Source organism: Varibaculum timonense, from assembly GCF_027694345.1.
In the GTDB taxonomy this organism is placed as follows: Bacteria; Actinomycetota; Actinomycetes; order Actinomycetales; family Actinomycetaceae; genus Varibaculum; species Varibaculum timonense_A.
Genome location: NZ_JAQEVU010000008.1, coordinates 90,956 through 108,724 on the forward strand (window position 1 = coordinate 90,956; position 17,769 = coordinate 108,724).

Below are 17,769 nucleotides of genomic sequence, written 5' to 3' on the forward strand. Positions count from 1 at the left end.
TACATCTCTAAGTTTTATTGAAAATAGGTGGAAAATGACTGGATAAGTGCGTGGGTCTATGGCTGTATATACATACCGAAACGGTACACAACAGAAAGGTAGCAGCCATAAACAGCACAAAGGTCACCAGCGAAACCCTCCAGATTAGCGTTGATTCCTACGGGGCGGTTCTTGCCTACGGAGGCTACACGCTAGCAAGTTTTGCTACCTGGACCAAGACTGAAGGCTTTGGCAATAACGCCCAAATCTACCGGTTGATGGAAGAACCCGTCAGCGGGTTCGGGTCTAACTCGAGGGGCCGTGGAGAATGCGAACTCGAACTCGTCGCTGAGTCAGACCACCTTTTCGCTGACGCCGGACATGCGATCGCCTGAGCGTTAGCTAATCTGCCCGAAGCCTAGCCCCGCCGGGCATGAGGGCACCTGTTATCGCCGGTAGCAACTGACTTTTTAACCAATAGAAGGTAACTGATTCGTATGCGTCAGCTAGCTGATTATCAACCGACACGGTTCCTGGCTGAAAGCTCGCGCTATGACAAACGCCGAGCCGATTTTGCGGTCGCGTTCATCCAAGCCTTAAAGCATACGAAAGGCCGGTGGGCAGGAAAACCTTTTAAGTTGATTGATTGGCAAGAACAAATCATTCGCGACCTTTTCGGGACGGTCAAACTGTACGGGTTTCGCCGAGAACCGAGACGATGGTAGAGCTAACGCACTAATCGCTAACGTTCTTGAACACGGGCGCTCCAACCAGCCCGCTAGACCCTTCCTAGCCCCTACGCGTTCACAAACCAAGCGAGCCGCAATCACCGCAATGAAACAAACCCTAGCCGCGCGAATCCAGCAGGTGAAACCATGAGCGGGCTTTTAGAAAACATAAGCCACATCGCTAAACAACTTGGGCTCGCCTATACAGTCAGCTGCTACACCGCCTCCCCAGCCCCAGACACGTATCTAGTGTTCACCCCGTTAACAGATTCTTTCGAGATCTTCGCCGACAACACCCCAGGCATCGAAATAGAAGAAGCCCGAATCAGCCTGTTCACGAAAACCAACTACTTAGCTCTAAGAGACCAGATCACGAAAGCTCTAATTAGCGCTCGCCTGGTTATCACAGGCAGGCGCTATATCGGATACGAGGACGACACCGGCTACCACCATTATTCAATCGACATCGCGGATTATTCACCGGCTATTTTCTAGGAGTTATTGTTTTCCTCCCAGGCTCCATAATTTTGTCCCTCATCATTTACCCAGCGTGCTCTACCGTTGGCCGAGGTGCCTAACACTATGGCTGCCGCGGCGGAAGGAGAAGTAAAAGCAATATCCCGGGTGACCACGCCGCGATTATTTTCTATGCGGATTGACCCATCACTAACTAACTTTTGGTGACGACTAGCTATAGTCGCATACGAGTTAACCGTTGCCTGGCCTGGCTTCTGGCTTTACTGATTTCCCAGCTAGCAACCACGATAGATCCATTCAGGAGGAAAAACTCTCCATCAATCAGCTGCATCGAGGCGTCTATCCCGTCTTTTTGTCTACGCAGATGGAAAATAGGCGAAGAAACTATCTGAGCGGTAGCTGGTTGCACGGTATTTTCTGGGGATCGCAAAACGTTGACTCCCAAGATTGGCGAAATCAGCTTCATATTGTCTAAGAATGATTCTGCTGATGCTCGTTGCGCTTCAGAAAGCTTTCTGCTGCGAGGGGTTTGCTTGTTATCAGGCATAGAACAGCGCTCAGCATTCTTAGCGATTTCAACCAGACGGGCTTCTAAATACCCCCAATGTCCCTCGTAAAGGATCGTTGCAAGCTAGCGATAATAACGACCTTTTCCCACTGCGGCTTCTTTTTGTCATAATCGCGTAAGCGCTCAACGAAGTTTTCTGTCTTACCTATATAGCACCATGTGTTCTCAATAGCTTCTGGGTCATTCCCAAGAAGGATATACACGCCGTTACAAGTGATTGAGCTGAATGACCCCGTGTTTGCATGGGGTTTTCTGACGTTTAAGTTTGTTTGAATCTCGCAGCGACTAGGCGTCGTATCTCTGCTGAAGTCAACACCGCTTTAGCAGGGGTATTATAATTTTTGCTTCTAATCATAAAGAGATTATTCGCGGAACTCGGGGTGGTAAAAGCTCAGCAAAATTGCCGCAGCTATCAAGACTGTGCAACATGTCATTGGTAGCCACGGAGAGAGCCCGTAAAGTGCGGTGGAGGCTATCGGCGCCACTACATAGGCCGCACCATTGTTAGCATTAATCAACCCGGCCAGCCCACCTTGCTCTTCGGGCTTCATTTGCAAAGTAGGCGCCGTGTTGTAGCCAGGCATCGCCAGACCTAGACCAAAGCCTGTCAAGATGCTGGCCGCGATGAACAATCCAAGATTTAGTGGATAAACCAAGAGCAGTAACCCGAGAAGAACGATTATTAATCCTCTTCTAAAGAGTTTTTTAGCACCCCAGTTCAATCTTGGAGCCACCAAGGCCTGCGCCAGTATCATCACCACACCCATTATTGACATGCACAAAGCGGTGAGCCCTGCTGTGACGCCCGCCGCTAGCTTCAATACATCCTGCAGCAAAAAGCCGAAAAGTGTAGCCACGGTAGAAAAAGCGGTAAACATTAGGAAACCGCAAGCCAGGAACACGAATACTCTTGAATCAAAATAGGAAACTTTTGCCGGTTGAGAGACTTTTTCTTCTCCACCTTTGGGTTTGAATGTTAGCAGCAAAACGACAACGCCTAAAAGCATGACCAGAGGCATCACCAGCAAGGGCATCATGAAACCTCCTATAGCTGCAAGGCTGCCGCCCAATAAGGCTCCAAGAATAGACGAGAATCCTTGTGCAGCGCCCAATACTCCCACACCTTTTACCCGTTGCGTCTCACTGTAGGTATGAGTCACAACGTAGGTTTGCGCTGCTGGGAAAACTGCTGCGATGGCACCGCCGTACAGCACACCCCTAGTTATGACTACTCCTAGAATCAACGCCATGCCGGTGAGCAGACCTTTAAATCCTAGCCACACCACCATAGTAAATCCGCCTAGAGCCAAGATTCCCGCAAGCATGCCAATAAGCAAGATACGCCGAGATCCCCATCGCAATGAGACTCGCCCCCACCTAGTGGAGGTAAGAGATAATATAATGGCCGCTAACGAAATAGTGGCGCCAATGTGCCATTCCTTCAACCCGATTTCGCGCGATAGCGGAGCCAGAATTGGATTAAGGATCATCTGCCCCATATATGCCAGTAACACCGTCAAAAACAGGGGAAACAGTCCCGTTATTTTTGATTCAACTTTCTCGTTTCGTTCATTAGTGGCACACATTAAAACATCCTTTCCAAAATGAGCTGGCAATCAAGCTGAAACAATACTAGAACAATGTTCTAGTATTGTCGAGGTTGAGTTATGCTGTTTTCGTGGGAAATAAAGACAAGCGGGTAAACACGGGTAGACGCGCCTGGCTGACGCAAGAAAAGATCATGTACGCCGCAATGAAACTGACCCGAGAGTGCGGTCTAGAAAAATGGTCGATTCGCGACCTTGCGCAGCGTCTAGGAGTAGTTCCCTCTGTCATCTACCATCACTACCAAAACCGTGACGCCATTACCGCTTCTGTAATCAGCGAAATCACTAGCACCATCGAGCTACCGGACGAGCAGCTGGAATGGAAGGATTGGTTCATCTCCCTAGCAGGAAATGTCAGGCCCGTCTTTCTTGAATTCCCCGGAGTCACCGACAAACTGATATATGGACATATGGACGCCACGTTGCTACCAATCTTGGAGATGGCTTACGAAAAACTACGGGACGCTGGTTTTAGCCAGTACATTCACATCGCATACACAATTATCATCAACACGATGCTGTGGAGCATTACTGCTCGCAACTTGCGCAGCCCAACCAAGCAAGAACAGCGCCACGACCTAGACCAAATGATTACCCGGCTTCAGCCCCTAGCCGCCTGCTCCACAACGCTGGCCGACATCCTCCAGGGCTACTTAATTCCGCTAGCCAACCCGAAAAACGAAGACCACATGAGTCAGGAATACTTTGAAATCATCATAGAAGTCGTACTCGCCGGTTTAGAGATAGCGATCTTACCTCGCGAAAAACGCCTAACGAACCTATGAGCAAGAGATCTCATCAATACACATAAGATATTACCCAAAATCACAAGGCATCCAGCTAAGAGCAGAGCCTTTTCAGCCTCTCCCTCTATTTTCCTGCGATTTTCCATTGAATACAAGAAAATCCACCATGTTCGGAGCTTCCTAAACAACAGGTACGACTACGTCAAATACGGCACCACCAATGAACTAGCTATCGCCCTTCACAGCAGACAGGCTTCTCCCAGGAATCCGCAGCCTATATTGAATACTGAGCCCACCCTATTGCGTATGGACGAAGAGGAAACATCCATCTCGACTTCCGGTTTACCTCTTTGATGAACATCAACGTGAAGAAAGAAGCCGACGAAATCTTCCACTATTGGCTTCCTCACTACCCGCGCGACCCGCCTGATAGCTCAACTTTACGGAGGGGTAGAACATTTAGGTCAAGCCCTGGAAACTAGCGAAGATATGGATAAGTCACTCGGTGAGGTAATCTGGCTTATCGCCCTGCTCGCTAACCAGTCCGTACAAACACACAACCTCACCCATCCAGACAATAAGCGCCCAGAACTGACCGAAAAAGCAGTAGAACTCCTAACTGTGCCTGCAGATTTAGCTGACTATCGAGAGGCTATCGCCCAGGCATTACAGCGCGACACCCGGCGAGCAATCATGACCGAGACCCCCAACCCAAAAGGACAAACCAAGAAAAAGGACACCAAATAGATAGTGACGAGGCAATCTTTACCCGCCTAACCTATATCGGGCTCGCCCACCTGGGACTGACCCGCATGCAAATCGACCTCACCATATTCGGCGAACTGTTAGACCTGGTGGACTGCTGGCGCATCGAAACCGGCAGAGCCCAGCCGAAACGCATCTGGTTTATCGATGATATTATTCCAGCCGAGATTTAGCGGGCTAAATGTTTCCTGAGATAACAGGCGAATAGCTGAGGATGGGCGGCATGCCACTGATGCCCTGCACCTTAGACGACTTCTAGGTTCGCCGCTGTTTAGGGGCTAGTAAATCTGTTAATAGGTTTGGTCTGACGAATAGTTATCCACTTCGCCCTTCCCTTTCTCTGCCTATGTGTCGGTTAGATTACCCGGATACTACTTGACCCAATAGGGGCACTCACATATCCTTTTATTAGGTAAAGCTCGCCTAATAAATAATTAGAAGGGGTGTATCGCATGAAAACACGCGACTTTATCAACATTGGCGTTTTCACCGCAATTTATTTTGTGCTAGTTTTCGGCACCGGAATGCTAGGCATTATTAATCCAGCAATGATGTTCGTGGGCTATGCCTTAGGACTTATCGCTAACGGCGCCGTAGTCATGCTATTTAAGTCGCGGGTACCGAAGATTGGCGCCTTGGCACTAATGGGACTATTAGTAGGGAGTTTAATGGTAATTACCGGGCACCCCTGGATTGTTGTCCTGCTTGCACCTGTGCTGGGATTAGCCGCAGACTTCCTCTTCGCTAAAAACTCAACGGTTTTTCGGGTTTTAGGATACGCCGTCATGTCCATTTGGTACGTGGTGCCTTGGTTCCCCGTATTCATTGATCCTCAGGGCTACTACAATTATGTTGCCGACTCTATGGGAACCGCCTATGCAGACTCATTACGCTGGTTCTTGTCACCATGGATGATTGTGGCCTGGGGTGTGGGAGTTTTCATTCTGGGACTTATCGGCGGAGTCTTCGGAAATTCTCTAATGGCCCGGCACTTCCGTAAAGCTGGCATCGCAAAGTAATGACTCTTCAATGTCAAAGCAGCAACCACGGATCAGCAGCAAGCTATCACCAGGATCAAGTCACCAGCGCTGAAATCTTAGCAGCTAACCAACGGCATTCCCGGCCAGATCCGCGCACCGTTTTACTGGTCATTTTTGTATTAAATGCCCTGGTAATGTCGCGACTACCCATGGCGATAACTTTCCTGGTGGCAGGCATCGCACTCTTGGCTTTACTATCGACGCGTTGCTATTCATGGGCGTTAGGTTTCCTTGCCGTGGAAGGAACCTGGATTGCTTGTATCTATCTTTTCCCAAGAATCTGGCCAAGCGCCCTCACTGCGTTTCTAGTGGTTTTAGGCTTCTGGATGATAAAGCTCTGCACTGTTGGCGGTCTGGCAGGTTACGCGATTAAAGCTATCGTCCCCGGAGAACTCGTAGCTGGTCTTCGCGAATTACGTATACCAATAGCTATAACCGTTCCTCTGGTAGTGCTATTACGATTCATACCGACAGTATTTCGAGAATACCGTGCAGTAAGAGAAGCAATGTCTCTGCGGGGATTACAAATGGGATGGCGCGCCCTCTTACATCCCCTCCATTTTCTAGAAATGGTTTTAGTTCCCTTGCTGGCATCCTGTGCCCGAACCGCTGATGAAATGACCGCCGCCGGCATGGTGCGCGGTTTAGGATCCACTATTTTCCCAAGCACTTTAAAACAGCTTCGATTTAATCGACTAGACGCCCTCTGGATATTGACGCTAGTCGCCCTGATTGCTCTCATCCCCTACTCGGATCATCTAGCTATACTCTCGGGCGGATTCAAATGAGAACCTCAATCGGCCATGTTTCCTTCGATTACCAGTTCAACCCGGACGAAGAAACCTCATCAGCTCACGTTAGCGCAGTCAGCGATATTAACCTCGATTTCCCTAAAGGATCTTGTACCTTAATCACCGGCCCTTCCGGAGCAGGCAAGTCGACCCTATTAAAACTTCTGAACGGTTTAATACCCGAACTTTATAAGGGGAATCTGAGCGGACACACCCTCCTTGCTGGTCTTGATACCGTGCAAACCGATATCCAACAATTAGGGCGCACCGCCGGGACAGTTTTTCAAAATCCCCGTTCCCAATTTTTTACGGCAAATGTACTAGAAGAGTTAGCATTCGCGAGCGAAAATGCCGGAGATACCCCCCAAACAACCGCTAACCGAATAGCGGAAGCTATTAACACCTGGGGCATTCAGCGACTGCTGGGCAAAGAGTTACGTCAGCTTTCCGGAGGTGAATTACAGCTGGTTGCTTGCGCAGCGGCAGTGGTCGGACCGCAGAAAATCCTGCTTTTAGACGAGCCCACCTCTAACCTTTCCCCGGAAGCAATTTCTGCATTCAGCAAAGTCTTACAAAGGCTAAAAAGCGCAGGCTGGACACTGGTAGTAGCCGAGCACCGCGTTTACCCTCTAAAAGGTCTAGCGGATCAAGTTGCGATTATGGGTGAAGGGCGAATCCAGCATTTATTTACTGCGGATGAGTTTTTTAGCTTGTCTTCTACACAGCGTAAAGAGTTGGGGCTGCGCACCCTGGAAAAACCAGAAATTTGCGTTAGATGTATTCCCGATCAACAGGCAGACGGTATTACCGCAAAAAATTTAAGGTTCAGTTACGGCAAACACCGCGTCCTCAATATTCCTTCCCTATATTTACCTAAGGGAAAAGTAGTTGCGCTAGTCGGCCCGAACGGAGCGGGTAAAACTACTCTCGCACGCACCCTCATCGGGTTAGCTCATCCAGAGAAGGGCAGCGATATTAGTTTTAGCGGCAAATCCTGCCGGGCGGCAGAAAGACGAAACCGCAGTGTGCTAGTAATGCAAGATGTGAACCGGCAGCTATTTGCCGAAACAGCAGCGGGAGAGGTTGTATTAGGAAATGACAATTTTAGTGAAGAGCAGGTGCAGACGCTTCTAGGTGATTTGGGGTTGCAAGGATTATCTGAACGGCACCCGATGACTCTTTCTGGGGGGCAAAAACAACGTCTCGTGATTGCTAACGCCTTGGCGAGCCAGGCAGAGCTTTACGTATTCGATGAACCTACCTCGGGAGTTGACTACCGGCACCTACTATCGATTAGTTCCCAGATTCGCTCACTAGCTGCTAAAAGCAAAGCAGTCCTGATAATCAGTCACGACTTGGAGTTCATCAATGAAGTTGTTGATTATCAGTTATTGCTCTGGTCTCTCGATAGCGGAATAAACGCGCAACTTACTGCAGCTGACCAAGAGAAACATTAAAAGAGGAAGCCAAGTGACTGATAATCAAGTTAGCGAACCAAGGAAAGATACAGCGGCGAATATCCAGCTGACCAGCAAACAAGGTAAAGCCGCATTACGAGAACTCTTAGCTCCTGTACAATTGGCGCTCCGAGTTGGTCGAGTAATGGCGGTTATATCCGCTATTTTGCGAGTTTTTCCGTTCGTTGCCTTAGTGGGGATCGGCAACGAACTCCTAACTTCACTAGGTAATGGCGCATCGCCCAACCAAAGTGTCATCATATTTTGGGTACAGGTGTTAATCGGAACATTTTGTGGAGGTCTATTCGCTTATTTTGTGGGCTTGCTGGTTACCCATATTGCCGATAATCGCTTATCCGCAAGTATTCAGCAAAAGATTATTCGTTTTCTGGGGCAAGCTCCTTTAACTTGGTTTAGTGATAATACTTCCGGCCATGTGCGTAAAGTGCTGCAAGACGATGTAAAAAATCTACATATGCTAGTGGCACACCGCCCCGTAGATTCACTAATCGCTACCCTAATGCCCATATTTTGCGCGGGTTATACCTTTATTATTGATTTAAGACTCGGACTTTTAGTAATTGTTGCGGTGCCGATTTACATTATTTCCTACGCTGTGATGATGCGGGGAATGGGCGATAAATCCTTAGAACTTGATGCAAAACTTGATCAGGTTTCCTCCGCAATGGTGGAGTTCGTGAAAGGCATTCAGGTGGTTAAGACTTTTGGGATCACCGGAAAAGCACACCGCAAATATTCCCATAGCGCCAATGAAGCCTGTGACTATATGGAGGAATGGAATCGGCCAATGGTGCATGCGGCTTCCTTGACCGCCGCCCTCACCTCTACTCCATTGGTAGTTCTCTTATTTGGGATTGTCGGCCCCTGGTTCGTCTCCAAGCATTGGGTTAGTCCGGTAGAAGTAGTTGCCGGTTGTTTAATTGCCATTGCACTTCCCTCATCAATTAACCTAGTAACCCAGCTTGCTTGGAATTATCAGTTAGCGGGTGCGGCAGCCAAAAGGATTCTTGATCTTCTTAGGGTAAAGCCCCTCACTTGCCCCGAGAAATCGACGTCTTTACCTCAAGACGCAAGCATAGAATTTAAAAATGTGTCGCTCAGCTATGGCCATACCCTAGCTTTGGATAATATCTCTTTACGTTGTGCACCCGGTACAGTAACCGCTCTCATGGGACCATCAGGAGCCGGGAAAACCACCCTGGCCAAATTGGCCGCCCGTTTTCTGGATCCCGATACTGGCGCAGTACTAATCGGTGGAGTAAACCTTAGGGAACTGAGTAGAACCGATCTCTACCGTCACCTTGGGTTTGTACTGCAAGATGCGCAACTCTTGCGGGCTTCTATTCGCGACAACATTTCTATCGGGCGGCACGATGCAGATGAAGCCGAGATTATTAACGCTGCTCGCCAGGCGCAGATTCATGACGAAATCATGGCGCTGCCTAAAGGATATGACAGTGTTGTCGGGGAAGATCTGAAGCTATCGGGAGGGCAAGCTCAACGGATTGCAATCGCCAGAACCTTACTATTGGATGCACCGATACTCATATTGGATGAGGCAGCCGCCATGGTAGATCCGGAATGCGAAGCACAAATCCAGAAAGCTATTAACCATCTAATGGTCGGACGTACTGTTCTGGTTATCGATCACCGTCCCGATTCGGTCAAGAACGTCGATCAAATCGTCCTACTTGATAAAGGGCAGTTGGTGGCTTGCGGTAATCACCAGAAGCTAAAAAATATAGAACTCTACCGTCGCCTGTGGTCGGCATCCAATGTTGAGTTTACGGAAAGAGGACGAAACTAAAATGGATAAGTCAATGGGAGCTATCGACATAATTCGAACAAATTTCCGACTCAGCGCCAATTCGCAAAATCACAGCAGAAGTATCAGCTGGGCAACTAGGATTATCAGCGGTATTGCGCAGGGGGTAGGCTTACTTGCGCTGATTCAGCTCGCAAACACCTGGGCTAGCAGGCAGGAAGAAAGCACTCATAACGCTACCCCCTGGATCTTAACCCTGATCGTCACGGCGATTATCGGGGCGATCAGTATCTACATAAGAGATCGCTTCTCCTACGAAGGCGCTTTTTCGGTGATGCGCTCTGTCCATCGCCGCGTTGGGGATCAGTTGGCAAAACTGCCCCTGGGATGGTTCTCCACCGATACTACCGGGCGTTTATCCCGCCTAGGGGCAGCTACTGTCAATGAGCTCGGAAACCTGAGTGCCCATTTGCTCACGGAACTATCCGCCGCCACCGTCACTTTGCTGACACTGCTTACTGGTCTGCTTTGGTGGTATCCCGCCTTGGGCTCAATTTTTGCGTTATGCCTAATCTGTTACCTGATTCTGATGTGGGCACTAACCTACCTCGACAGTGCCGCCAGTGCCTATGCGGCCCCGGCGGCAACTGAACTAGCTGATCGAATCGTAGAATTCTCTACCTGCCAATCCATGCTCCGCGCATGTGACCAGACGATTTATCCCCAAATGGCAACGGCTTTAGCAGAAAATCGCCGCAGATCCACTCGCCGACTATGGGTAGAATGTATCGGGAATTTTCTCGGTGGCATTGCCTCGCAAACGATTTGCGTTGTAATGATTATTTCCAGTGTTCATCTTGCTTTTACTGGAAGCCTTGCTCCCCTGGCAGTGGTGGCGGTTATTGGGATAAGCCTGGAAATCACTCATTACCTTTCCACTATTTCTAATTGTCGAACCGGGCTACTGGCAGTTGGCCCGACAATGGCGACTATTAACGAAGTACTGGATGCGCGCCCTCTGCCCGAGCCAGAAACTTCGCTACCCCAACCATTACCTCATCAAGTTGAGCTTCGAGAGGTTGATTTTGCTTATGGGAACGATAAACAGGTTCTAAACAAAGTCAGTTTCACCGTCGCTCCCCACACTATGACTGCACTTGTTGGCCCTTCGGGCGCCGGTAAAACCACTATTGCCCGCTTGATTTGTCGATTTTGGGATGTAAACTCGGGTGCAGTACTCGTTGGTGATCGAGATGTTAGAGAACTAACGACTGAAGATTTAATGAGCCAAATTTCAATGGTTTTCCAAGATGTCTATCTTTTCGATGACACTTTGGAAGCAAATATCCGCATCGGTAACTCCAATGCCCCTAAAGAGGCTCTACTACGTGCGGCAGAACTAGCAGGAGTCAACGATATTGTCAGCCGACTTCCCGATGGTTGGGATACAAAAGTTGGTGAAGGTGGATGCGCATTATCAGGAGGGGAACGCCAACGAGTTTCAATTGCTCGCGCTATTTTAAAAAATGCTCCGATTGTACTCTTCGATGAAGCTACCAGCGCTCTTGATGCCGAAAATGAAGCAAATCTGCTGCGCTCTTTCGAAGTATTACGTCGCCAATCCACCATGTTGGTAATCGCGCATAAACTCCACACGATTACTCAGGCTGACCAGATTGTGGTTCTAGATGATCATGGGCATGTGGCTCAGATTGGCACCCACAATCAACTAATAAGCTGCCAGGGGATTTACCGAGATTTTTGGAATGAGCGTCAGGCCGCCTCTGGATGGAAAATAGCCGCACATTAGTACGGAACAGGTTGGATTAAGCAAGGACCTTTAAAACTTAAAGAAGCAGTAGCTGGAGTATATTCACTAGAATTTACCGTGGGAACTCTCGATGCTAATGCTCGCTCAGAGGTGTAAATCGAAACCGGGTTGGCTTCCAAAGCCATTGAATATTACGAAGCTCAGGGACTGTTGAATCCTGCGAGGGACGCAGGAGGGTATTGCAACTACAGCGAGTAAGAAGTTTTACTACTTACTTGAATTTATCGACGATATTATTCTTGCTGGTGTTTAGTGGGTTAAATGTTTCGTGAGATAACCGGTGAATAGCTGAGGATGGGTGGCGTGCCACTGGTGCCCTGCGCCTTGGATAACCTCTAGGTGAGCTGTGGGGATAAGGCTTTAGATTTTGTGGGCGGCAGGCAGGTTTGCTTTATCTTTGCTACCGCAAACCACAGTTACGGGCATCGATAAAGCAGGTAGCTGCGAAGTGAGGTCTAAATCTTTCAAACTATCGAGCACGCTCAGCAGCTCAGGTTTGCTTAGCTGTGGCGGACAGACCCATTTTGTTGGTAAAACTCGCATTAGTGTCTTTTGCAGATTCATCAACAGTTTTGGGGGTTTAGCTTGCGGAGCTGAAACAAACAGTGAGGACACCTTGCCTGGATGGGTGAGGGCGATATTTAAAGCAATCACTGCACCCAACGATAACCCGACCAGGTGAACTGGTTCGGTAAGCGAGTCAGCAATCTGGGTACATACGTCCTTGAGCGACCAGCAAGCCAGCGGCGGTTTCGTTCTCAAAACCTCTAGAGCTATGCACTCGGTTTGCGGAAGCTGTTTTATTACCGGGTTCCAAACATCACGGGTTTCACCCAACCCGTGCAAGAACACGACCTTTTGCGCATCATTCATTTACGCTCCGCGAAAAAACCCACGACCAGGCTAGTTATCAGAAAACCAGCAGCATTTCCGATAGCGGTTACTGGCGAAACCACGTGCGTGAACCCGAAAACAGCAAAACAGACAGCTGCAAATAATAGCCCAACAGCTACCAACACCAACCAGTTACGCACTCGAGCATTGTTCTTTCCCATAGATACCCTTTCCCCTTTTTACGTGCTCGTTCACTGATTATCCCATAAATGCCGTTACCGGAAAGAGAGGTAAACACTCATGGCTGATTCGTCTTTTAGTTTGAAGATTGGCCTGGAGGGTGAGCTAAAAACAACTCATACCGACACCACTAAAACAACGTTATTCGCGAGCCAGATAGGCGCATTTGGGTATTAACCCATTTTTTATCTCTGTTAGCTAGTTAAACCCCAAAACCCTACCCGAACAGGGGAAAACACGATACTAGGTAACGTAAAACCCAAACCCGCTAACGCAAGCGATTTTTCACCCCCTAAGCGATACTCGCTAACGCTCACGAGGATTTATCATTTTCGACGTCCAAGTGGATATTAAGACATCGGATTTGATAACCGCAGCGTGAGCGCAAGAACCCCTGTTGATCAGGGGTTTTGTTGCTTCAGGCGTGAGTTCAGCGAATTGTCTTTCTGTTTGCGCCGCATGACTGAGTGATTCTATTCCTCGATCTCTGCCCACTCTGCGGCAGAGGGGGTGTGATCCTTGCCTTCCGTTAGCGGGTACCACTCAAAGGGTCGGATGCGAACGCGGCGGGAACAACGCTCGTCCTACATCGGACCAGCTGACTTCATAAGTTAGACTGACTCTACCGAGCTGCCCTTAAACCCGTCCGCCAACGTACCGAGGGAAGGCCTGCTGCGCCCCTTCCGCACCAATTGAGATAACCGAGATGAGCCTCTGGAGGACGATGCTGCCGACCCTGATGAGTGGGCAGAGCCGGCATTGGGAGTGGAAGTTATTTGCTAGGCTACGTCCCTTCTGCACAAAAGAGAGATACCCACGGACGCGCAAACCACCAGCCAGCAAAATATGAAAATCACAGCTACTAGGCCTGAATGCAGGGTGTTAACCCCGGGCGAAGACAGGAGACTGAGCACTTCAGTTCTGTCCACCGCTGCCGGAAGTGAACCAATATTCCCAGTCAAGGTGAACCCGTGCAAGACTTTGAAGAAGTCAGAAGATCCGGACAGCATTCCAATGCCAAGCGTTTCAATGCCAAAGGTCCAGCCAAGGCTAAGCACCACAGCACCCAATATCGACCTAGTCAGATACCCGAACAAAGACCCCAAGATTGCATATGAGAAGAGCCCGAGAGCCGTGGCACCAAGACCCAACATCGTTCCACCGAAATCAAAGCCGAACCCCGCACCTCGAATAGCAGTGAAAATAGTGGAGCAAATAGTCGCCGCAATAAAAGAACACAAGGCCATAGCCAAGGAGACGACAGCCATGGTGACCAATCGGCCGACTCCAAGCCACCAGCGCTTGGGGATCCTTGCCAACAGGACACCTAAGGTCCTTGACTCGTAGTCACTGCAGACCAGGATCGCTCCCACTGTCACGCCAACGGGAATACCGTAAAGAGGGACAGAAGCAGTCACATATTCACCCAACACCGACAGCTCGAGGCCTGCCCGTAGAGCTTCAGCAGCTTCGGACCCGATTGCATCGGTCGCAGTGTGGTAGACAATGTACGGAATTACGTAAGCAAAAATCACAATCTGGAGAACCCAGATGAGCACAGCTATCCGAATCGCCGGTCTAAGGGTCGCCGCCTTCACATCTGTGCGAACGATCTGCCACAAATCTGTTGACGAGCTTTTCTGGACACTAACAGTATTCATTTCACTGCTCCTTCTGAGTCATCGACAGATAGGCAGCCTCTAGGGAATCTCGTCTTTTGACTGCCCCAACCTCGATATCTTCCTTAACTAGGACCTTGACCAGATCTGATGCACTCACATCCTCCGGCAAATAGGCAAGGAGGCTTGACCCCTCGACCTTAACCTTGACACCCATACCCTCCAATAGCTGTGAAGCCGTAGCCGGGTCCCCCACCTGCAGCTCTAATGGAGCCTGACCGTTGAACTGTTGGCGAAGCTGCTCTGGCGTACCGTTAGCCACAAGTCTGCCAGACTCCAGGACGGTGACGGTATCGCAAACTTGCTCAATTTCCCCTAGCAGATGGCTGGAAAGCAAGATTGTAGTTCCGGACTCCCGAAGAGTCCTCATCAAATCTCTCGTTTCCGCAATCGCCTGCGGGTCCAGGCCGTTTACCGGCTCATCAAGAATCAACAACTCGGGCTTGCCCAGAAGGGCAATGGCTATGCCGAGCCGCTGCTTCATGCCGAGAGAGTATCCTGAGGACTTATCTTCAGCTCGATTGGCCAATCCAACAAGATCGAGGATGCGCCCACATTCAGCACTGTCCACACCGAAATATCCGGCAAATAGGGCCAAATTTTGCCTTCCGCTAAGGTGTTTATAGAAGGCAGGCATTTCAATCAACCCACCCACCTTGTGGGCCATCTGCCCGGCAGGATGGCCGAATACATTAACGGTGCCGGATGTGGGTCGAATCAGACTAAATAGGCACTTCATCAACGTAGTCTTACCGGCCCCATTCCTACCCACTAGCCCATGAATGGCACCCTTTTCTACAGAGAAATTGAGACCCTCAAGCGCCACCGTCCCTGTCCGGTAGGTCTTACTCAGGCCAAGACAGTCAACAACCTTGTCCATTACCCCTCCTATCACTTTCAGTAATTAACGACATACTCCACCGAGATAACTCTTCCTGAACTATTTGCCAAACCTTTTTGCCGATTCGGCATTCGCTGAGACTGAGCCGCCAAAGTCAATGGTGAACTACTCAACCTCGTTGATTGTTGGCGTATCGAGACTGGCAGAGCACAGCCCAAGAGGGTTTGGTTTATTGATGATGTGATACCGGCTGGTATTTAGCGGCTAGTGGTGGTTGAGAATGCAGTGGGCTATGAGCTGGTCAATACGCCTGACATCGACTTGTTTACCAAGACTGATTTTTATGTGGCCTGCTCTTGTCCATAGTTCAACTTCAGCGTTGAAATCCAAGCGTCCAGCGTTTTCTGTCGACCACATATTAATAGCGCTGTATGGAAGTGAATAGATTTCTACTTTCTTTCCAGTCAATCCCTGCGCGTCACGAACAATGAGACGTTTTGACGTGAAAATAGCTGAATCACGCATCGTTTTAAATGCCGCGTAGGGCTGCTCACCCTCAACAAGCAACTGCGCCACATCCTGAGGTATGGGCACCTCGTTCATGAACGTCCATGTTGCTACTGTCGCCATTTCCATAACTAAACCTCTTTCTCAGGTTATTGCTTTTCTACCTAACCAGTTTCCCATATTTAAAATTCACAAGTCGAGGATTTAACCACTGTGGCTGACTCTAGTTTTGGTTTGAAGATTGGTCCTGAGGGTGAGCGGGAGTTTAAGCGCGCGATCACGGATATTAATCGTGAGATGCGGGTTTTGGGATCTGAGATGAAATTGGTGGCTTCTCAGTTCGATAAGAACGATAAGTCTGCTTCAGCGCTTACGGCTCGTAACCAGGTTTTGGGCAAAGAGATTGAGGCGCAAAAATCCAAGATCCAGACCCTTAAGAGTGATGATGCGAAAACTGCCGCTAAGGACACTGAACACCTAGAAAATGCTGTAGATGAGCTGGGTTAGCAGATGGACGACATCTCAGGCAAGACTCGCATCTTCGGTGACGTGCTCAAGGCGAATCTGGCTGCTGAGGCGGTTGTTGGCGGGGTAAGGCTATCGGGCACGCCATCGCAGGTATCGCTAAAGGCTTTGGCTCAGCGATGAAAGATGGGATTGACTACAACGCCAAATACACCCAGTTAGAAGCTAAATACCAGAAAACCCTGGACCGCAAACAAGCCATCGATGCCGAGATTACTGCCAAGAGCGCCAAGGCCACTGCGATCAAAACCGCCTACACCCAGTTGGGCGACCAGCCTATCCAGCATTTTCAACCATCCCAGTGGACAGCATTCATCGACCACGCATTATCGGAGCCAACGAGATCCAGTTCGTCTTCAGAATCGGCAGTGAAATCACCGTGCCTATTGCTAGCAGGCTGCCAGTTTCTTCCACTTCCTGATTTTGGTACGAAACGTCGTAAATGGCGCGACGGTGTTGATATGCACCCATTTCCACACCGGCCACGCCGACGGGGTAGAAGAAGCCCACGCCCGCCGACCAGACTCAAACAATTCTGACTCGGTTAGGCCACCCACCATCTGAACCAGCTCACCAAGCAGGATCTTGAACCTGTCGATCAAATCCTCCATAGATACCTGTTCCCAGCGCTGATAGAACGACTCATACAAGCCACCCAGCTGATTCCACTTATAGCCAGGTGCCGGAGTCACCACGTCAAGACCGGCTTGTTCGTCACGTTCCCAGCCGAGCAGTAATTCCATCCAACCAAGCTGATAGGCAATCATCTGCCGAGGCGTGCGATCAACACCATCAACCAGCCGGTCCCAACCATCGCCAGGAACACCTGCGAACTCGCCGATAAAAAGTTCGCCACGCTTAGTAATCTCTGCAGCCAGCTCAGCACCAGACTCATACGATTTCACCACACACCTCCTTGCGAACCAGCGTCAATTTCACGTTCCGTTAGCTAGCTAAACCACAAAACCCTACCCGAACAAGGAAAACACGATACTAGGTAACGCAAAACCCAAACCCGCTAACGCGGTCAATTTTTCACACCCCCCTAAGCGATACTCGCTAACGCAAAAGGGTACTTATCATTTTCGACGTCTAAGTGGAGCGAGTGACGGGAATCGAACCCGCATGACCAGCTTGGAAGGCTGGGGCTCTACCATTGAGCTACACTCGCAATCCGGGTTTTCGTCTCCATTTAACGAATCCCGCCAGAACAGTGTAACCTATTAGAGGTTGAAATAAAAAACCAACGGGGCGTGGCGCAGCTTGGTAGCGCACCTGCTTTGGGAGCAGGGTGTCGCAGGTTCAAATCCTGTCGCCCCGACCATGTGATGTCCCGCGACATATGTCCGCATATGTCGCGGGATTTTT

At 49.6% G+C, this 17,769-nt stretch carries 21 protein-coding genes, 2 tRNA genes and 2 pseudogenes; 13 read left to right on the forward strand and 12 right to left on the reverse strand.

What is annotated here, in order from left to right; translation table 11 throughout:
- Nucleotides 1–50 precede the first annotated feature (50 nt).
- From PG728_RS07990 to PG728_RS08000, 3 genes and pseudogenes are all read left to right on the forward strand, one after another.
- Nucleotides 51–374 carry an Nmad4 family putative nucleotide modification protein gene (locus tag PG728_RS07990; RefSeq protein ID WP_456300838.1) on the forward strand — a complete coding sequence of 108 codons (324 nt, stop codon included), beginning with the start codon at nucleotides 51–53 and terminating at the stop codon, nucleotides 372–374.
- 102 nt (nucleotides 375–476) lie between these two features.
- Nucleotides 477–686: pseudogene (locus PG728_RS07995) on the forward strand (terminase large subunit); the annotation flags it as partial.
- Nucleotides 687–854: 168 nt separating this feature from the next.
- Nucleotides 855–1,202, forward strand: a complete 348-nt coding sequence (locus tag PG728_RS08000) for a hypothetical protein (protein ID WP_270626900.1) — start codon at nucleotides 855–857, stop codon at nucleotides 1,200–1,202.
- Here PG728_RS08000 and PG728_RS08005 read toward each other — a convergent pair.
- From PG728_RS08005 to PG728_RS08015, 3 genes are all read right to left on the reverse strand, one after another.
- Nucleotides 1,199–1,402 carry a DUF4357 domain-containing protein gene (locus tag PG728_RS08005; protein WP_270626932.1) on the reverse strand — a complete coding sequence of 68 codons (204 nt, stop codon included), beginning with the start codon at nucleotides 1,400–1,402 and terminating at the stop codon, nucleotides 1,199–1,201. The two genes, PG728_RS08000 and PG728_RS08005, sit on opposite strands and share 4 nt — an antisense overlap.
- Nucleotides 1,399–1,731 carry a hypothetical protein gene (locus PG728_RS08010; protein ID WP_270626902.1) on the reverse strand — a complete coding sequence of 111 codons (333 nt, stop codon included), beginning with the start codon at nucleotides 1,729–1,731 and terminating at the stop codon, nucleotides 1,399–1,401. The genes PG728_RS08005 and PG728_RS08010 overlap by 4 nt, the downstream gene beginning before the upstream one ends.
- Nucleotides 1,732–2,114: 383 nt before the next feature.
- On the reverse strand, nucleotides 2,115–3,338 hold the full coding sequence (locus PG728_RS08015; RefSeq protein WP_270626904.1) for an MFS transporter: 1,224 nt from the start codon (nucleotides 3,336–3,338) through the stop codon (nucleotides 2,115–2,117).
- A 92-nt stretch (nucleotides 3,339–3,430) separates the two neighbouring features.
- Here PG728_RS08015 and PG728_RS08020 point away from each other — a divergent pair, with 92 nt between their 5' ends.
- The gene (locus PG728_RS08020) at nucleotides 3,431–4,144 is read left to right on the forward strand and encodes a TetR/AcrR family transcriptional regulator (RefSeq protein ID WP_270626906.1); all 714 of its coding nucleotides are present in this window, start codon (nucleotides 3,431–3,433) and stop codon (nucleotides 4,142–4,144) included.
- A 200-nt stretch (nucleotides 4,145–4,344) separates the two neighbouring features.
- On the opposite strand, the gene PG728_RS08025 is transcribed toward PG728_RS08020, so the two are convergent.
- Nucleotides 4,345–4,500, reverse strand: a complete 156-nt coding sequence (locus PG728_RS08025; RefSeq protein ID WP_270626908.1) for a hypothetical protein — start codon at nucleotides 4,498–4,500, stop codon at nucleotides 4,345–4,347.
- Between the two features lie 94 nt (nucleotides 4,501–4,594).
- Here PG728_RS08025 and PG728_RS08030 point away from each other — a divergent pair, with 94 nt between their 5' ends.
- The gene (locus tag PG728_RS08030; protein ID WP_456300839.1) at nucleotides 4,595–4,852 is read left to right on the forward strand and encodes a hypothetical protein; all 258 of its coding nucleotides are present in this window, start codon (nucleotides 4,595–4,597) and stop codon (nucleotides 4,850–4,852) included.
- A 98-nt stretch (nucleotides 4,853–4,950) separates the two neighbouring features.
- On the opposite strand, the gene PG728_RS08035 is transcribed toward PG728_RS08030, so the two are convergent.
- Nucleotides 4,951–5,100 (reverse strand): hypothetical protein, encoded by a 150-nt coding sequence (locus tag PG728_RS08035; RefSeq protein ID WP_270626909.1) that lies wholly within the window; start codon nucleotides 5,098–5,100, stop codon nucleotides 4,951–4,953.
- A 222-nt stretch (nucleotides 5,101–5,322) separates the two neighbouring features.
- Between PG728_RS08035 and PG728_RS08040 the strand changes: the two genes are divergently transcribed.
- From PG728_RS08040 to PG728_RS09370, 6 genes are all read left to right on the forward strand, one after another.
- Complete coding sequence (locus PG728_RS08040; protein WP_270626910.1) at nucleotides 5,323–5,889, forward strand: MptD family putative ECF transporter S component; 567 nt, start codon at nucleotides 5,323–5,325, stop codon at nucleotides 5,887–5,889.
- Entirely contained in the window at nucleotides 5,889–6,698 is an 810-nt protein-coding gene (locus PG728_RS08045; protein ID WP_270626911.1) for an energy-coupling factor transporter transmembrane component T, read from the forward strand. The genes PG728_RS08040 and PG728_RS08045 overlap by 1 nt, the downstream gene beginning before the upstream one ends.
- Nucleotides 6,695–8,158, forward strand: coding sequence for an ABC transporter ATP-binding protein (locus PG728_RS08050; RefSeq protein WP_270626912.1), 1,464 nt, complete (start codon nucleotides 6,695–6,697; stop codon nucleotides 8,156–8,158). The genes PG728_RS08045 and PG728_RS08050 overlap by 4 nt, the downstream gene beginning before the upstream one ends.
- 13 nt (nucleotides 8,159–8,171) lie before the next feature.
- Nucleotides 8,172–9,986, forward strand: coding sequence for an ABC transporter ATP-binding protein (locus PG728_RS08055; RefSeq protein WP_270626914.1), 1,815 nt, complete (start codon nucleotides 8,172–8,174; stop codon nucleotides 9,984–9,986).
- 1 nt (nucleotide 9,987) lies between these two features.
- Nucleotides 9,988–11,754 carry an ABC transporter ATP-binding protein gene (locus tag PG728_RS08060; RefSeq protein ID WP_270626915.1) on the forward strand — a complete coding sequence of 589 codons (1,767 nt, stop codon included), beginning with the start codon at nucleotides 9,988–9,990 and terminating at the stop codon, nucleotides 11,752–11,754.
- Nucleotides 11,755–11,883: 129 nt separating this feature from the next.
- Entirely contained in the window at nucleotides 11,884–11,973 is a 90-nt protein-coding gene (locus PG728_RS09370; RefSeq protein WP_408648220.1) for a MerR family transcriptional regulator, read from the forward strand.
- Between the two features lie 162 nt (nucleotides 11,974–12,135).
- Here PG728_RS09370 and PG728_RS08065 read toward each other — a convergent pair whose 3' ends face one another.
- The 5 genes from PG728_RS08065 to PG728_RS08085 all read right to left on the reverse strand — a co-directional run bounded on the left by PG728_RS08065 (nucleotide 12,136) and on the right by PG728_RS08085 (nucleotide 16,005).
- On the reverse strand, nucleotides 12,136–12,648 hold the full coding sequence (locus PG728_RS08065; RefSeq protein WP_270626916.1) for an alpha/beta fold hydrolase: 513 nt from the start codon (nucleotides 12,646–12,648) through the stop codon (nucleotides 12,136–12,138).
- Complete coding sequence (locus PG728_RS08070; RefSeq protein ID WP_270626917.1) at nucleotides 12,645–12,830, reverse strand: sodium:proton antiporter; 186 nt, start codon at nucleotides 12,828–12,830, stop codon at nucleotides 12,645–12,647. The genes PG728_RS08065 and PG728_RS08070 overlap by 4 nt, the downstream gene beginning before the upstream one ends.
- A gap of 798 nt (nucleotides 12,831–13,628) precedes the next feature.
- Nucleotides 13,629–14,510, reverse strand: a complete 882-nt coding sequence (locus PG728_RS08075; RefSeq protein ID WP_270626919.1) for a hypothetical protein — start codon at nucleotides 14,508–14,510, stop codon at nucleotides 13,629–13,631.
- 1 nt (nucleotide 14,511) lies between these two features.
- Nucleotides 14,512–15,408, reverse strand: coding sequence for an ABC transporter ATP-binding protein (locus PG728_RS08080; protein ID WP_270626921.1), 897 nt, complete (start codon nucleotides 15,406–15,408; stop codon nucleotides 14,512–14,514).
- Nucleotides 15,409–15,633: 225 nt separating this feature from the next.
- On the reverse strand, nucleotides 15,634–16,005 hold the full coding sequence (locus tag PG728_RS08085) for a PH domain-containing protein (RefSeq protein ID WP_333558173.1): 372 nt from the start codon (nucleotides 16,003–16,005) through the stop codon (nucleotides 15,634–15,636).
- Nucleotides 16,006–16,089: 84 nt separating this feature from the next.
- On the opposite strand from PG728_RS08085, the pseudogene PG728_RS08090 reads away from it, so the two are divergent.
- A pseudogene (locus PG728_RS08090) lies at nucleotides 16,090–16,586 on the forward strand (phage tail protein); the annotation flags it as partial.
- Nucleotides 16,587–16,790: 204 nt separating this feature from the next.
- Here PG728_RS08090 and PG728_RS08095 read toward each other — a convergent pair.
- Entirely contained in the window at nucleotides 16,791–17,306 is a 516-nt protein-coding gene (locus PG728_RS08095; RefSeq protein WP_270626925.1) for a ClbS/DfsB family four-helix bundle protein, read from the reverse strand.
- A gap of 192 nt (nucleotides 17,307–17,498) precedes the next feature.
- Nucleotides 17,499–17,572: transfer RNA gene (locus tag PG728_RS08100), tRNA-Gly, on the reverse strand.
- A gap of 76 nt (nucleotides 17,573–17,648) precedes the next feature.
- On the opposite strand from PG728_RS08100, the gene PG728_RS08105 reads away from it, so the two are divergent.
- Nucleotides 17,649–17,725: transfer RNA gene (locus PG728_RS08105), tRNA-Pro, on the forward strand.
- The last annotated feature ends 44 nt before the right edge of the window (nucleotides 17,726–17,769 follow it).

Excerpts from the sequence above, each read along its gene's own strand:
- PG728_RS08040 (WP_270626910.1), top strand. The coding sequence starts at position 5,323 with ATGAAAACACGCGACTTTATCAACATTGGCGTTTTCACCGCAATTTAT.
- PG728_RS08050 (WP_270626912.1), top strand. The coding sequence starts at position 6,695 with ATGAGAACCTCAATCGGCCATGTTTCCTTCGATTACCAGTTCAACCCG.
- PG728_RS08075 (WP_270626919.1), bottom strand. The coding sequence starts at position 14,510 with ATGAATACTGTTAGTGTCCAGAAAAGCTCGTCAACAGATTTGTGGCAG.
- PG728_RS08045 (WP_270626911.1), top strand. The coding sequence starts at position 5,889 with ATGACTCTTCAATGTCAAAGCAGCAACCACGGATCAGCAGCAAGCTAT.
- PG728_RS08080 (WP_270626921.1), bottom strand. The coding sequence starts at position 15,408 with ATGGACAAGGTTGTTGACTGTCTTGGCCTGAGTAAGACCTACCGGACA.
- PG728_RS08065 (WP_270626916.1), bottom strand. The coding sequence starts at position 12,648 with ATGAATGATGCGCAAAAGGTCGTGTTCTTGCACGGGTTGGGTGAAACC.
- PG728_RS08000 (WP_270626900.1), top strand. The coding sequence starts at position 855 with ATGAGCGGGCTTTTAGAAAACATAAGCCACATCGCTAAACAACTTGGG.
- PG728_RS08030 (WP_456300839.1), top strand. The coding sequence starts at position 4,595 with ATGGATAAGTCACTCGGTGAGGTAATCTGGCTTATCGCCCTGCTCGCT.
- PG728_RS08015 (WP_270626904.1), bottom strand. The coding sequence starts at position 3,338 with ATGTGTGCCACTAATGAACGAAACGAGAAAGTTGAATCAAAAATAACG.
- PG728_RS08070 (WP_270626917.1), bottom strand. The coding sequence starts at position 12,830 with ATGGGAAAGAACAATGCTCGAGTGCGTAACTGGTTGGTGTTGGTAGCT.
- PG728_RS08085 (WP_333558173.1), bottom strand. The coding sequence starts at position 16,005 with ATGGAAATGGCGACAGTAGCAACATGGACGTTCATGAACGAGGTGCCC.
- PG728_RS08060 (WP_270626915.1), top strand. The coding sequence starts at position 9,988 with ATGGATAAGTCAATGGGAGCTATCGACATAATTCGAACAAATTTCCGA.
- PG728_RS08010 (WP_270626902.1), bottom strand. The coding sequence starts at position 1,731 with ATGCCTGATAACAAGCAAACCCCTCGCAGCAGAAAGCTTTCTGAAGCG.